12 protein-coding genes and 1 pseudogene are annotated in these 13,848 nt (G+C 58.2%); 7 read left to right on the top strand and 6 right to left on the bottom strand.

Going from position 1 to position 13,848, the window contains the following annotated elements; translation table 11 throughout:
- Positions 1-3 precede the first annotated feature (3 nt).
- The 6 genes from cas1c to B5E67_RS12420 form a co-directional block, all read right to left on the bottom strand.
- A complete protein-coding gene (gene cas1c / locus B5E67_RS12445; RefSeq protein ID WP_087385545.1) occupies positions 4-1,035 on the bottom strand; it encodes a type I-C CRISPR-associated endonuclease Cas1c in 1,032 nt (343 codons plus the stop codon).
- On the bottom strand, positions 1,020-1,700 hold the full coding sequence (cas4, locus tag B5E67_RS12440) for a CRISPR-associated protein Cas4 (RefSeq protein ID WP_087385544.1): 681 nt from the start codon (positions 1,698-1,700) through the stop codon (positions 1,020-1,022). The genes cas1c and cas4 overlap by 16 nt, the downstream gene beginning before the upstream one ends.
- On the bottom strand, positions 1,700-2,584 hold the full coding sequence (cas7c, locus tag B5E67_RS12435) for a type I-C CRISPR-associated protein Cas7/Csd2 (protein ID WP_087249186.1): 885 nt from the start codon (positions 2,582-2,584) through the stop codon (positions 1,700-1,702). Before cas7c ends, cas4 begins: the two co-directional genes overlap by 1 nt.
- 2 nt (positions 2,585-2,586) lie before the next feature.
- Positions 2,587-4,347, bottom strand: a complete 1,761-nt coding sequence (gene cas8c, locus B5E67_RS12430) for a type I-C CRISPR-associated protein Cas8c/Csd1 (RefSeq protein ID WP_087385543.1) — start codon at positions 4,345-4,347, stop codon at positions 2,587-2,589.
- Positions 4,344-4,988: a type I-C CRISPR-associated protein Cas5c gene (gene cas5c / locus B5E67_RS12425; protein WP_242956983.1), complete on the bottom strand. Its 645-nt coding sequence runs from the start codon at positions 4,986-4,988 to the stop codon at positions 4,344-4,346. Before cas5c ends, cas8c begins: the two co-directional genes overlap by 4 nt.
- Positions 4,989-5,262: 274 nt before the next feature.
- Entirely contained in the window at positions 5,263-7,434 is a 2,172-nt protein-coding gene (locus B5E67_RS12420; protein WP_087385541.1) for a CRISPR-associated endonuclease Cas3'', read from the bottom strand.
- A 418-nt stretch (positions 7,435-7,852) separates the two neighbouring features.
- Between B5E67_RS12420 and dctP the strand changes: the two genes are divergently transcribed.
- The 7 genes and pseudogenes from dctP to B5E67_RS15485 all read left to right on the top strand — a co-directional run.
- Positions 7,853-8,869 (top strand): TRAP transporter substrate-binding protein DctP, encoded by a 1,017-nt coding sequence (gene dctP / locus B5E67_RS12415; protein ID WP_087365966.1) that lies wholly within the window; start codon positions 7,853-7,855, stop codon positions 8,867-8,869.
- Positions 8,870-8,886: 17 nt separating this feature from the next.
- Entirely contained in the window at positions 8,887-9,378 is a 492-nt protein-coding gene (locus B5E67_RS12410) for a TRAP transporter small permease (RefSeq protein ID WP_087365963.1), read from the top strand.
- Entirely contained in the window at positions 9,379-10,686 is a 1,308-nt protein-coding gene (locus B5E67_RS12405; RefSeq protein WP_087385540.1) for a TRAP transporter large permease, read from the top strand.
- Positions 10,687-10,767: 81 nt separating this feature from the next.
- Positions 10,768-11,721 (top strand): AraC family transcriptional regulator, encoded by a 954-nt coding sequence (locus B5E67_RS12400; RefSeq protein ID WP_087385539.1) that lies wholly within the window; start codon positions 10,768-10,770, stop codon positions 11,719-11,721.
- Positions 11,718-12,836 (top strand): glycoside hydrolase family 88 protein, encoded by a 1,119-nt coding sequence (locus B5E67_RS12395; RefSeq protein ID WP_087385538.1) that lies wholly within the window; start codon positions 11,718-11,720, stop codon positions 12,834-12,836. The genes B5E67_RS12400 and B5E67_RS12395 overlap by 4 nt, the downstream gene beginning before the upstream one ends.
- A gap of 15 nt (positions 12,837-12,851) precedes the next feature.
- Positions 12,852-13,670 (top strand): sugar phosphate isomerase/epimerase family protein, encoded by an 819-nt coding sequence (locus B5E67_RS12390; protein ID WP_087385537.1) that lies wholly within the window; start codon positions 12,852-12,854, stop codon positions 13,668-13,670.
- Positions 13,671-13,711: 41 nt separating this feature from the next.
- Positions 13,712-13,848, top strand: a pseudogene (locus B5E67_RS15485) (gluconate 5-dehydrogenase); the annotation flags it as partial.

The following is a 13,848-nucleotide window of genomic DNA, read 5'->3' as shown; positions in this document are numbered from 1 at the left end:
CGTTTATTTCCAAAAGAAAGGAGGATACCGATCCAGATCTCCCCGCAGGGTGCGGGCCAGCAGAAGGGCCTGAACATAAGGGACAAGCCCCCATGGAATCTTTTCACCAAGGAAGGGATGCTGGATGGTTTGCTGTCTGCGCTGCTGCCAGGCAGTCAGAAAGGCGCGCCGCCCTTCGTCGGTCAGAAGAACGGCTCCGCTCTCCTGGCGAATGCAGTGTTTGGAGAGGATGGTTTTCTGATTGATGCAGGTCAGAACAAAGCGATCTGCAAAGGCGGTGCGCAGCTCTTCCATCAGATCAAGGGCCAGGCTGGTGCGCCCGGGGAGAGGGGTATGCAGAAAGCCGACATAGGGGTCCAGACCGACGCCTTCCAGTGCAGCGGCGCAGTCCCGGGCCAGCAGGGTATAGGCGAAGGAAAGAAGTGCGTTGACGGGATCGAGAGGCGGCCGCCGGCTGCGGCGGACAAAGGCAAAGTCTTTTTTCTGCTGCAGAATCAGATGATCCAGAACGCCAAAATACAGCTGGGCAGCTTCTCCTTCGATGCCGCGAAGTTCCTCTGTGGTCATGGCATCCTCGATTTTGGGCAAGGCAGCAGCCAGCTGGGCCGAGACCGTCTTGAGGGTTTCCACGGGAACGCGCTGCGGATGATCGCGGGTGGCACGTTCCAGGACCCAGCGGGCGTTATATACTTTCCCCAGGAGAAATCCTTTGGCGTACCGGCAACAGACGCCGGGGTCATCGGCAGCGCGAAATTGCTGCTGGCGAAGCAATACGTTGCCTCGGGTCTGGCCGACCGAGCGGGCCAAAAACTGCCCGCGGGGTGTAAAAAAGGCCAAATCTACGTTCCGCTGCGCACAGGCGCCCATCAGGGCAGGAGAAGCGCCCGGATAGGAAAAACAGAGGATGCCCTCCAGAGTGTGCAGCGGGAAACGGGCCGTTTCGGTTTGGTCCTGCTTGATGACAACGTTTTCGCCGTCCAGGGTCAGATAGCTGCTTTCGGTCAGGACAAACAGGGTATTCAGCAGCTTTCGCATGGTATTTCTCCTTCGGATTCCAGCAGGTAGGTGCGAACGTACCCGGCAGCATCGGCGCGGCGGCATAGGACAGGCAGACAAAGCTCTTTCAAGGAACAGGCGTTGCAGTGCTTTCCGGGTTTCACCTTGGGCGTATAACCTCGGGCAAAGAGACGGGACATTTCCTCCGCCATGGACTGGGCCTTCTGGCGAAGCTCCGGCGTAAGTTCCACGGTTTCTCGACGTCGGGTCTCGGCATAGAAAAGGAACGCCTGCGGGATGGTGCAGACCAGCATTTCTTCCAGCGCCATTGCCTGGGCGCAGAGTTGGAGACGATCCGCATCGTTGATTTTCGGGGAGCCATGTTTATACTCCACCGGTACAGGAAGCCAAAGGCCTGGAAATCCATCCAGTGCAATGCCTTCGGGGTCGGCGTGAAATTCCACCACGTCACAGGTGCCAGTCATTTTCAAGCGGTGGCTGACGACACGCATCCCCCGCACCACCAGGAGATTTCCACGCTTTTCATGGAAGGTTTCGTTGTGGCAGCGCTGATGCAGCAGCTGCCCTTCGGTGGTCCGGAGGTTTTCGGCCCACTGCTGCTCCAGGTGAATCAAAGCCCACTGACGCCGGCAAAAGGAAAAGTGCTGGATGCCGGACATCATCAGGTAACCGTCGGTGTCCATCAGGACAGTCTTTCGCAGGTGACGCCGGCAGGCAGCTGCTGATCCACCGTCACCACATAGTCGCTGTACTTGCGGGGAACCGTCACGCCGGCGGCGTGGTCCACATGAACTGCGTCAAACAGTTTGTAGGCGGGGGCGTTGCCCAGCTCACTGTCGTGCTTGAAGACGATCAGTTCCCGCACCGCCATCTTGCCGCGGGCGGCGCTGTGGTCATTTTCAAACATATTCAGGATGGCCTGCCACAGAAGCTGCAGGTCTTCCTCCGAAAAACCGGTGACCTTGCGGGCCAGATTGGCAGAGACATACCCTTCGGCCCGGTACAAGCCATAGGGGACAATGTACTTGCGGCCCATTTCGGTGCCTTTTTTCTCGGCATCGGCCTCGGTAGTGATGGCCACCCGGGTGATGGTAATTTCCTGGGGCAGGATGGGGTCCACGCTGCGGGCAAAGCTCAGCTGAACGGGTCCCCGGACCTGGCCGCAGTTCAAAGCGCCTTTGACAAAGGTGGTCATCACCGCGCCGAAGGTGCGGATGTCATAGAAGTTGTGGCACATGAAGTCACGGATTTTGACGTCCAGGGTGGGGTCGTCCTTTTTGGCTGCCTTCAGGTCCTTGTCAACCCCCAGATAGGACAGGGCTTCGGCGTCGCTGCGCTGGAGGGGAACCTGGTCCTTGATGTAGATTCGGTAGCCCTCGGCGTCCTCTTTGGCCGTCTCCACATAATTGCGGATTTTCCGCTTCAGGCATACGTCGGTCACCAGGCCATAGCCGGTTTCCGGGTCCACCCGGGGCATATTGCCGGAATCGGGGTCGCCGTTGGGGTTGCCATTTTCGACATCAAACAGAATGACAAAATCATAGCGGTTTTTGATGGGCTCGGACATGGTTACTTCTCCTCCTTCTTGGTGTAGCGCTTCTGGGTTTCGTGATAATATCCGATCTGGAATGCACTCTGTTCCGGTAGTGTCATCCGGGCGGGCAGGGTCTCGGTGATACGGCTGTTCAGTTCGGTGAGACGTTTGTCGTAATAAGTAGCAATGCCGCCGTCCAACTTGTTCAGGTGCTTCTGAGCCAGATTGATAAGGGTGGGGAAGACCAGAGCCGGGGTGGCAGATGCCGAATTGAAATAGCGGTTTTTGATGGTGGTGTTGATCCCCGGATTGGCGCGCTGCTGCACAGCTTCCAGAACCGAAAACAGACGCCCCAACACATAGGGTAGATAGGTGCTTTGTTCGTTCAATTCCATGGTCATAACCTCCTTGAGCTGTTGATTGCCGGAATTGCGCAGATAGTACGCTTTGAGGATGGCAGCCTGTCCCCAGCTGATATCCTGCTGGGCACGGATGCGGAGCTGGACGCCGTCCAGCAGAGTGGCGGGGTAAGGGGCATTGTTCAGAATAGCCAGCAGCAGATCGCCGGCCAGACGGGGGCTGGGTTCGGGGCGTTTGGACCCGGCGGGCACTTTGCGCACCGTTTCCAGCACCATGCGCCAGACCGTGAGAGACGAAGTCTGGTCATAGGAGGGACGGACGATCCGCAGACGGTTATAATGAGCGTCCAGATTTTGGGCCAGCTGTCCGAAGCTGTTCTGCCAGAAAAAGCGGACCGACAAACGGGCAGCATTGGGGGCAAGTCCCAGAACATAAAACCGGGTATTGGGGTCCAACCGGCTTTCCTCCCAGTCAATGGCATGGCCGCTGGCCAACTGCTTCAGGGCGTTCAGAAGATCGTTTTCCTGGTAGGCAGGGGCATCGGAGCCCATACCGCCGAACAGGGCGGCCATGGCGCAGTCTTGATAGGCATTGCCGGCTCCCTCGGCCCACAGTACAATCGTGGTGTCTCCCACCCGGCAGACGTGGTTGCGGTCGGCCAGCAGGGTGTTCAGGGCTGTTGCATAGGCAAAGGCGGCATATTCGCTGGTGGGAGCATTGGCTCCCTGCTCGTGGTCATAGGAACAGAAGGCAGAGGCGTTGAAGGACACCAGTGAAGCGCCGCTGCTCTGGGCGCCGGCCACCCCCTTGATGCTGGGATGAAGCTGGGCCAGGGGGCCGCGGCGGCCGGTGACCAGACAGAGAATATCCGGTTCGCCGGCGTCGTCTCCGCCGTCATAGTGGCGCTGCCAAGCCTCACAGATGACGGGGTCCTCCGCAGCCGGGCGGCCCTGGTACCAGAAGGTCAGATTGCCGCCCTTCATCAGGTCCTCCCAGTCTTCCTGCAGGACGGGACAGTCTGCGGCCCGAGCGGGGTCCCAGTTCTCAAAAAAGCGTACAATGGCCCGGGCAGCAGGGGAATCTGCGTCCCGCAGGAGACTTAGATGCAGTTCCCTGGCGGCTGCAAAACATTGGGCGGTTCGCTGGGGCTTGCCCTTGTTGTCTGCGCCCAGCAGATAGCCGCTGTTATCCCAGAGAAAATTGGGCGCCACCCCCGAAGAACGCTTGACAGGGGCGGGGAGGGAATATTCCTGCGGGGCAAGAACCATCTTTTTACCCCGGGAGACTTCCTGCTGCAGGTGCAGCAGCTGCACCGGATGGCCGTCGTCGTCCAGCAGCAATCCGTAGGAAATTTTGGCGAGGTTCCAGCCGGGCCGGGCAATGGTGCCAAGGTTCAGCAAATCCTCATAATAGTGGGTAAGTGCCTGCAGGATCATCGGAGCACCTCGCAATCCTGAACGTTCAGAACGCCGTTGTCCAGTTTGGCGCGGAAATAGGTGGGGGTAATGTGCTGGGGATCAGAATAGTCGAAATCATACAGCATCAGGCCCAAATCCCGGGTTTCCGGGATGGTGGGAATGGGGCCGCCCGGCCAGCGCCGGAAGGACGCGGAAAACTCCCTGCACCCCAGATACGGGGTGTTGAAGCACTGGCCCCGCTCCATCCGGCGGGTGACAATATCCTGAAATTTGCCGGGATTGTCGGACGGAGAGGCCTTGTCGGTCATATCAAAATGGGCCTCTATGACATAGTGGACATCCTGCAGCAGCAGGGAGGAACGCTGTACGATTTCCTGGGGCGTGGCCAGGTATAAATCCTGTTTGCCGCCCTGGGCTGCCTGGCGCACATTGCGGGCCGAAATTTTGCTCATGACCTCGTTGCGCCGGATGCTGACAAAGCGGATGGGATTCATCACATAAATGCGGTCGATGTGCCACCGCAGACCAGGATGATAATAGATGGCTTCCACCATCCCGCGGGCCGCCGAAGGGGTGGGCACGTCATACGAAGCTCGCTCCACCTTCAGCTCGGGCCTGCTGAACAGGGCGTAAGGCCCCCAGACTTCCAGTTGGATCACTGTAACAACTCCTTTCTTCAATTAAATGTAATTTACAATTGATTACGATATGATTCTATACCCGATCCCCCAAACTGTCAAGACAAACCGACAGATTTGTTGCATCGTCCAAATCAACCGCATGTAAATTGTGAAATTTGAGGGGTGAATTTGCCTTCAGCCCCATGATTCGATATAATAAAGGCGTCAGCAACTGCTGTGGATAGAAAAAATTAGATGTACTTTGTAGGAAAGCGGCGGCAAGGAAGGATCTTGCCGCCCTTTTCTTATGCCATCATCCAAAAAGAGCTTTTCCGGTCTCTGCCTGTAGGGCAAGGCCGGTATCGCGGCTGTAGAGAGAAAGATCCGTTAGGACATAGCTGCCACCGTCCAGCGGCGTTGCGGCGCCTGCATCCAGCAGGTTTTTCAGGTGGTCCGGGTAGATGTTGACGGCATACTGTCCCAGCTTCCGGTAGAGAGAGCGGCTGGCATACCCGGCCCGCAGTTGGTTGATCAGGCTTTGCCCCTGATCCACAGGAATGTAGAGGGTGACGGTAGGAGAGTCGATCAGGTGAAAATGTTCCGCCACCCAGGCAAAGGGAAGCATACAGCCCTGGATTCCCTTGCAGAACGCATCCAACACGCCGTGAACGTCCAGAGAGGCTTTGCCTTTCAAGGTTCGGTAAAAGGTGAAGTAAGCCTCAATGGCCTGGGGGCTAGCGGGGTCGGAACACTGCTTCAGGACATTGTGTGCGGCGTCTGCGCCGGCCTGTATGGAAGAAAGGGGCCGTACCCCTTCCAGACGGAATACCGAGACCAGACTGTCCGCCACATCCCGTTTGCCCTCCCGGTTGCAGCGACCTGCGGTCTGCAAGATGGAGTCCAGGCCGGCTTCCTCCCGACAGGCGGCGGGAAAGTCTACATCCACACCGGCTTCAATCAGGGATGTAGAGATCACCCGGCAGGGAAGCCCCTCCTGCAGGCGGGAACGAATCTGGTGCAGCAGGCGTTTGCGATCAACTGGGCAGAGCAGGGTGGTCAGGCAGTAGCGGCCTTCCGGTGCCACCAGGGCGCCCAGTTCCGGAACGGTGGCCCGGCGGTTGACCACACACAGGGTCTGGGGTTGGGCGTTCATCCGGACGGCCAGGTCTTCCAGGGAAAGGGCGCCGGCCTGACAGAGGGTGGTCCGGCAGAAAAAGCTGTAGAGCGCCTGGGTGTCAGGACAGATTTCCCGGATGGAAAGATGGGGCGCCAGCTCTGCAAACAGAGGCTGGAGGGCTGGCTGGGTGGCGGTGCAAAGCACCGCTGTCACCCGGTAATACTGAACCAGCTGCCCGATGGCCTCCACGCAGGGCAGCAGGCAGGAGTCCGGCAGAGCCTGGGTTTCGTCAAAGATGACCACGCTATTGGCGATGTTGTGAAGTTTGCGGCAGCGGGAGGAACGGTTCCCGTAGAGAGATTCAAAGAATTGCACCGACGTGGTGACGATGACCGGAGCGTCCCAGTTTTCGGCGGCCAGAGCTTTCCGGTAAAAGGAAGGATCGGTCTGGTCTCCATTCACCTGGTAGTCTGCGCCGGAGTGATGCTCGATGACGTTTTCTTCTCCCAGCACTTTCCGGAAAATTTCGGCGGTCTGGTCGATGATGGAGGTATAAGGGATCACATAAATCACCCGGTCCTTGTGGGCGGCCTGAGCATGGGCCAGGGCGAAAGCCAGAGAAGAAATTGTTTTGCCGCCCCCTGTAGGAACCGTCAGGGTGTAGAGCCCACTGGTTCCAGTTTGCCCGGCGTGGAGACATTGCTCCAGGATTTCACAGCGCTTTTGATTGAGGGGGGTGGTGGGATTCTGCCAGGGGGCAATGTACTGCTGCAGGCGCTGGAACAGAACCGGAATGGAATCGTATCCGCCCCGGGGGGCGGCGCGGCCCTGCATAAAGGTTTCGGTGTCCAGAAAATCTGCGTCCACCAGGCAAGAGTACAGCATCCGAATGTAAAAGGCTTCGCTCAGATTATCCGGCGGGATCTGGGGCGGCCGCCGGGCCGAAGGCAGAGCGGGCAGCTCGGTGTGCCAGGCATCGCAGGAGGGGGTGGTTCGCTTCATCCGTGCACATAAGGTGCTGCCTTCCGGGCTGTCTGTGGCGGCACCACCGTCTGGCAGACCAGCGTGGTGTCCGGCCACCGCAAAAGCAGCCTCCAGCTGCCGCTGGGCAAAAGCTTCCTTTGCTCCGGCGGTGGAATGGTCAACGGTGACTGCCTGGCCCTGGAGCCGCTTTTGGAAGGCTTCGCTGTATTTGCCGATGTCGTGGAGCAGACCGGCCAGCCGGGCCTGTTCCTCTGCCCCGAAGGCGGCTCCGAAGTCCTGGGCCAGGGCAGCTGTGCCCTGCAGATGTTCCAGGATGGTCTGGGCACGAGTTTTGTCCTCAGTCTGATGGGCGAGAAAATGGGTCTGGGTCCGGGCTGGTTCCATGCAGATACATCCTTTCTAACCAGAATCGAGCATTCTTTTTTGTTTTTATGATAGCACAGATAAAATACGATAGAAAGGACTTATACAGAATTTTCAGAGAAAAGGTTCCGCGTTTTCCTTTTACAGATGGATCTATAAAATAGGTTGATTACGCATTGACCTGGAGCGTGAATTGTCAAAATGCACAAAAACGCATCACTTATTTTGAGCTATATGTGAGCAAAGCTCTTCGTTTTCCACAATGAAGCGCAAGATAGTTTGAATTCTTTTTTATTTTTGCAAGATACTCGGATGACGCATCCGTGGCTAAATGGTACAATAAGCACGTAAATCATGCATGATATCGAAGGTTCTGATGAAAACTGACGCGCAATAGTCCAGCGCACAGCTTTCAAAAAATGGGAAGAAAGGAAAATCCATGACCATTCAAAAGAAAATCGGCGCGGCTGTCTGTGCGGCTGCCCTGTTGGTGGCAGCCGGCACCTTTGTCCAGGTGTACAGCTCCAACAACTCCTCCGCGGCCGAGATCCGTCTGGCCCACAACCAGCAGGAAGGCTCCGAAATTGCGGATTCCATCGCCCTGTTTGCGGACTTTGTGGCGCAGACCGATACCGACATGGAGGTAAAGATCTACCCCTCGGGTGTGCTGGGCACCGAAAACGAGGAAATCGAGATGGTCCAGGCCGGCATCCTGGACATGGCCAAGGTCAGCTCCAACACCCTGGAGCAGTTTGATGACCGCTATGCCATCTTTGCCATCCCTTATCTGTTTGTGGACCAGGATCACTACTACACCGCCATGGAGGAGAGCCAGGCCGTCAAGGATCTGTTCACCTCCACAGCGGACCAGGGCTTCATCGCCATCGGCTACTACGCCAACGGTTCCCGCAACTTCTATCTGAAAGAAGATGTGGCCGTCACCGACCCGTCGGTGCTGGCCGGCAAAAAGATCCGGTCCATGGTCAGTTCCACCTCCATGGAGATGATCGAGGCCATGGGCGGCTCGGCGGTTCCCATGTCCTCCAGCGAGACTTATACCGCCCTGCAGCAGGGCATGGTGGACGGCGCGGAGAACACCGAGCTGGCCCTCACCGTCAACGGCCACGAGGACCTGGTCAAATCCTACACCTACACCGAGCACCAGTACTCCCCCGATATCTACATCATCAGCACCGACACCTGGAACAGTCTGACCCAGGAACAGCAGACCGCCCTGGTGGAAAGCCTGGAAAAGACCAATGAAAACTTCAAGAGCCTGTACAGCGACATGATGGCCGACGCCATTGCAGAGGCCCAGGAGCATGGAGTCCATATCTACTACGATATCGACAAGACCGCTTTCATTGAGGCGGTGCAGCCCATCCATCAGGAATACTGCGCCCGCGGCGATGAATACCGCGCCCTGTACGAGGACATTCAGAATTACGCCGACTGAGCGAGGAGGAAAGCGCAATGAAACGTTTAACCGCGCTTCTGGATAAAATCCTGGAAGTGATCCTGTCCATCATGGTGGTCCTGATGGTGTTCGGGTGCGTGTATCAGATCTTCACCCGTTTTGTCCTGCAGAATCCCAGCGACTGGACCGAGGAATTTGTCAAATACGTCCTGATCTGGACCACCATGCTGGGCGTCCCCTATGCCTATGGCCGGGACAAGCACATCTCCATCGGCTTTGTTACCGGCACCTTTACCCCCAAGGGCCTGGCCATGGACAAAATCTTCAACGATATTCTGATTCTTCTCATCAGCGTGGTCATCATGATTGCCGGCGGCATCATGGTTACTTCCAATGCGGCAGGCCAGGTGTCGGCCGCCCTTCAGATCCCCATGCAGGTGTATTACAGCGGCGTGCCGGTTTCCGGTGTGCTGATGGTGCTCTACAGCATTCCCCGCCTGATGGACCATGCCGCCGAACTGAAAAACAGCTGTGAGGAGGTCAAATAAATGGAGATTTCAGCCGCGATCGTATTGATCATCCTGTTCGCCTTCCTGCTCATCATGGGGACGCCGGTGTCTTTCAGCATCATCACTTCCGCCGCCGTCACCATCACCATGTTCCTTTCCCCCAAGTTCGCCATGTTCATTGCCGCCCAGAAGCTCACCACCGGCATCGACAGCTTCAGCCTGCTGGCGGTTCCCTTCTTCATCCTGGCCGGCAACCTGATGGGCAGCGGCGGCCTGGCGCAGCGCCTGGTGAACCTGGCCATGCTGGTGCTGGGCAAGGTGCCCGGCTCCCTGGCCCTGACCAACATTGCAGGCAACGCCATGTTCGGCTCCCTGTCCGGCTCGGGCATTGCCGCCGCTTCCGCCATGGGCAGCGTCCTGAACGGACCCGAAAAGGACGCCGGCTATGAGGAGGAATTCTCCGCCGCCACCAACATCGCCACGGCTCCTGTGGGCCAGCTGATCCCGCCCACCAACGCCTTTATCATCTACTCGGCCGCCTGCGGCGGCGTCTCGGTGGCCACTCTGTTCATTGCCGGCTGGATTCCCGGCCTGCTGTGGGCCGGCCTGTGCATGGTGGTGGCCTTCTGCTTCGCCAAAAAGAACGGCTATGTGGTTCGCAACGCACAGAAACTCACCGCTTCCCAGGTCCTCAAGACCATCTGGGACGCCGTGCCCAGCCTCTTTATGATTCTCATCATCATCGGCGGCATTCTGGGCGGCGTGTTCTCTCCCACTGAGGCCAGCGGCATCGCCGTGGTCTATGCCTTCCTGCTGTCGGTCCTGATCTACCGCAGCATCAAGCTGTCCGAAATCAAGGACATCCTGGTCAATACCGCCACCATGACCACCATCGTCATGCTGGTCATCGGCGCATCCTCGGTGCTTTCCTTCGTTCTGTCCTTCACCGGCCTGCCCCAGGCCATCAGCAATGCCCTGCTGTCGGTCACCGACAACAAGTACATTCTGCTCCTCATCATCAACCTGATCCTTCTGATTGTGGGCACCTTCATGGATATGGCCCCCGCCCTGCTGATCTTCACCCCCATCTTCCTGCCGGTCATCAACAGCATCGGCATGGACCCCGTCCAGTTCGGCGTCATGATGGTCATGAACCTGGCCATCGGCACCATCACCCCGCCGGTGGGCAGCGTCCTGTTTGTGGGCTGCAGCGTGGCCAACCTCAAGGTGGAAAAGGTGGTCCCCCGCCTTATCCCCTACTTTGGAGCCATTGTGATCGGCCTGCTGCTGGTGACCTTCATCCCCGCTTTGAGCCTTGGCTTGCCGGGCCTGTTCGGTATGCTATAATAGCTGCAGAAACAGCTGTTTGACAGAAAGGGCTGCCCCGGTGCAGCCAGGAGCCCCTGCCCGGCTCAGGAAGGAGACCCCATGGAAGAAACCGGCTTTGTTGCGTATGGCGCCTCGGTGAACGGCATCTCTCTGGAGCATGTGAACCGCCGCCGCGAACACAACATGAGCGTCCGCCACTTTCACGATGAATACGAGATTTTTTACATCATGGACGGCTACCGGCAGTTCTTTTTCAACAACCGCTCTTTTCTGGCCGGCAAAGGGGACCTGGTCCTCATTGACAGCGACATGATTCATATGACCCGCTGTCCCGACCACTGTGAGCCGGGGTATGAGCGGATGATTTTGTACATCACCAGCCAGAAGATGGCCCAGATGGACGCCAAGTTCCCGGATCTGAACTTTGCCGCCTTTTTCCGCAAAAATCCGGGCATCTACCACCTGAACCCGCGGCAGCAGGAATTCTTCCTGCAGATGTGCGGACGCTTTCAGGAAGAAGAAACCCGCCGCGCCTTCGGCTACGTCCAGGCCATCGAGGCCAACACCGTGCTGCTGCTCCTGAGCCTGGTGCGGGAGCTGACCGCCGGGGAATCCATCCTGCCCCTGTACCAGGATGAAAAGTACAAATGCGTGTACCAGCTGGCGGACTATCTCACCCAGCACTACGCCGAGCAGCATTCTCTGGACCAGCTGGCGGCGCAGTTTTACCTCAGCAAGTTTTATATGTGCCGCCTGTTCCGCAGGGTGATTGGATATTCGGTCAGCGAATACCAGACCATTCTGCGGATACAGAAGGCCCGGGAATACCTGGAAAAAACCAAATGGAGCGTCTCAACCATTGCGGAGCGGGTGGGCTACAACAGCCTGACCCACTTTGAGCGGGAGTTCAAGCGCTATATGACCGTTTCCCCGCTGCGATACCGTGGAACCCTGCACACCGTGACCGCTTTTGATGTTTCCACCGACTTTATGCAGCCGGCCGACAATCTTACAAGGGAGGAAAAGGAGTCAACTCCTGACACAGAGCTATGAAAATCAATGAAAAGGAATTACGGGAAAAGCTGGATCTGGTGATTCAGAAACTGATGCACCTGGGCGGCCCTGAGAATGAGGACAGCCTGAAAGAGGGCGGCGAAGCCATCGGCTTTTTCAAGCGGGACTTCGGCATCCAGGAATGGGACTGGCCCCAGGGGGTAGGCCTGTATGGCCTGCTGAAGGTGATGCAGTGCGACCACTGCCAGGAGTACCGGGAGTTTCTGGACGACTGGTTCCGCCAGAACCTGGCCCTGGGCCTGCCCAGCCGCAATATCAACACCACCACCCCGCTGCTGACCCTGGTGGAGCTGAACGAGCTGTGCCATAACGATGAATATGAGGCCCTGTGCAAAGATTGGGCCCACTGGCTGATGCACTGCCTGCCCCGGACCCAGGAAAACGGCTTTCAGCATGTGACCAGCGCCAACGGCGACCGGCTGGGGGTGCGGCTCAACGAGAACGAGCTGTGGATTGATACCCTGTTCATGACGGTGCTGTTCCTCAACCGGATGGGCCTGAAGTACAACCGGCAGGAATGGATTGACGAGGCCATGCATCAGGTTCTGATCCACATCAAGTACCTCTATGACACCCATACCGGGCTGTTCTACCACGGCTGGAGCTTTAACCGGATGGACAATTTCGGCGGGGTGTTCTGGTGCCGCGGCAACAGCTGGTTTACCCTGGGCATCCTGGACTACATCGATATGTTCAAGGGCACTCTGAACGCCGGGGTCAAGACCTTCATTCTGGACACTTACAAGGCTCAGGTGGCCGCCCTGAAGCGCCTGCAGGCCCCCAGCGGACTGTGGCACACCGTTCTGGACGACCCCACCAGTTATGAGGAGGTATCCGGCAGCGCAGCCATCACCTGCGGCATCCTCAAGGGCATCCGGATGGGGATTCTGGACGACTCCTATCTGGACTGCGCCCAGCGCGCCATCCAGGCTCTGCTGCGGAACATCGACACCGACGGCACCGTGCTGAACGTCTCCGGCGGCACCGGCATGGGAATGAACGCGGACCACTATAAAAACATTCTCATTGCCCCCATGGCCTATGGTCAGTCCCTGACCATTCTGGCCCTGGCCGAGGCGCTGCAGCACCTGTAACCCGGGAGGTCCGCCATGAAACTTGGTTGCCGCGCCCACGATTATGGCCGCCACACCCCCGGAGATCTGGCGGCCCTGCTGGCGGGCAGAGGGTACAATGCCTGCCAGCTGGCCCCGGTCAAGGGGCTGCTGGGGGTGGAGAGCTACCGCCAGCTCACCCTGGATGACGCTTCCGCCATCGGAAAAGCCTTTCAGGATGCCGGCGTGGAGATCAGCGTCCTGGGCTGTTATATGGATCTGAGCAGCCCCGATTCCGCTACCCGCCGCGCCGCTGTGGAAAATGTCATCCACTGCCTGAACCTCCAGAATGCCATGGGCGCCCGCTGCGTCGGCAGCGAGAGCAGCTATGAGCATCTGGACGCCGAAGAAAAGGCCCGGCGGTTCCCCCTTCTGGAGGACAGCGTCCTGCGGATCACCGAGGCAGCGGCCCGGTGCGGCGGCGTGTTCGCCATAGAACCGGTGTTCTGGTACCCGCTGGACAGCATCCAGCGGACCCAGGCCCTTCTGGAACGGGTGGCCGACCCGCAGCATCTGGCCCTGATTCTGGACCCGGCCAACGTGCTCAAACGCCGGGATCAGCCCCGCCAGGGAGAGATCTGGACCGCATGGCTGGAAGCGTTCGGACCCCGCATCCGGGCCATGCATATCAAGGACTTTGTCCTGGAGGGGGACACCTATTGTCCCCGGGGACTGGGTCAGGGCGTGATGGATTACACCGCCATTCATTCCTGGCTGGTTCGCTGCCGCCCTGACCTGCCCCTCCTGCGGGAGGAAGTCCAGCTTTCCCGGGACGCCGCGGATCTGGACTTTATGCGGCGGCTGGCGGAACCGTGACCTGTTTTGACAAAATCCAATCATTTGGGAGGTAAATAACCATGTCTGTCTGTACTGCAAAATCCTTTGACCTGACCGGCAAAGTGGCGCTGATCACCGGCGCATCCTACGGCATCGGCTTCGCCATCGCTACCGCTATGGCCAACTGCGGCGCCACCATCGTGTTCAACGACATCAA

The organism is Faecalibacterium sp. An122 (genome assembly GCF_002160895.1).
Taxonomy (GTDB): Bacteria; Bacillota; Clostridia; order Oscillospirales; family Ruminococcaceae; genus Faecalibacterium.
Note: the sequence above shows the minus strand (reverse complement) of the source record. Positions and strands in the feature narration are given on the sequence as shown.

What these genes read in the sequence shown, in the direction of transcription:
- B5E67_RS12405 (WP_087385540.1), top strand. Translation starts at nt 9,379, where the DNA reads ATGGAGATTTCAGCCGCGATCGTATTGATCATCCTGTTCGCCTTCCTG.
- B5E67_RS12410 (WP_087365963.1), top strand. Translation starts at nt 8,887, where the DNA reads ATGAAACGTTTAACCGCGCTTCTGGATAAAATCCTGGAAGTGATCCTG.
- B5E67_RS12420 (WP_087385541.1), bottom strand. Translation starts at nt 7,434, where the DNA reads ATGGAACCAGCCCGGACCCAGACCCATTTTCTCGCCCATCAGACTGAG.
- cas7c (WP_087249186.1), bottom strand. Translation starts at nt 2,584, where the DNA reads ATGTCCGAGCCCATCAAAAACCGCTATGATTTTGTCATTCTGTTTGAT.
- B5E67_RS12395 (WP_087385538.1), top strand. Translation starts at nt 11,718, where the DNA reads ATGAAAATCAATGAAAAGGAATTACGGGAAAAGCTGGATCTGGTGATT.
- cas1c (WP_087385545.1), bottom strand. Translation starts at nt 1,035, where the DNA reads ATGCGAAAGCTGCTGAATACCCTGTTTGTCCTGACCGAAAGCAGCTAT.
- dctP (WP_087365966.1), top strand. Translation starts at nt 7,853, where the DNA reads ATGACCATTCAAAAGAAAATCGGCGCGGCTGTCTGTGCGGCTGCCCTG.
- cas8c (WP_087385543.1), bottom strand. Translation starts at nt 4,347, where the DNA reads ATGATCCTGCAGGCACTTACCCACTATTATGAGGATTTGCTGAACCTT.
- B5E67_RS12400 (WP_087385539.1), top strand. Translation starts at nt 10,768, where the DNA reads ATGGAAGAAACCGGCTTTGTTGCGTATGGCGCCTCGGTGAACGGCATC.
- cas4 (WP_087385544.1), bottom strand. Translation starts at nt 1,700, where the DNA reads ATGGACACCGACGGTTACCTGATGATGTCCGGCATCCAGCACTTTTCC.
- B5E67_RS12390 (WP_087385537.1), top strand. Translation starts at nt 12,852, where the DNA reads ATGAAACTTGGTTGCCGCGCCCACGATTATGGCCGCCACACCCCCGGA.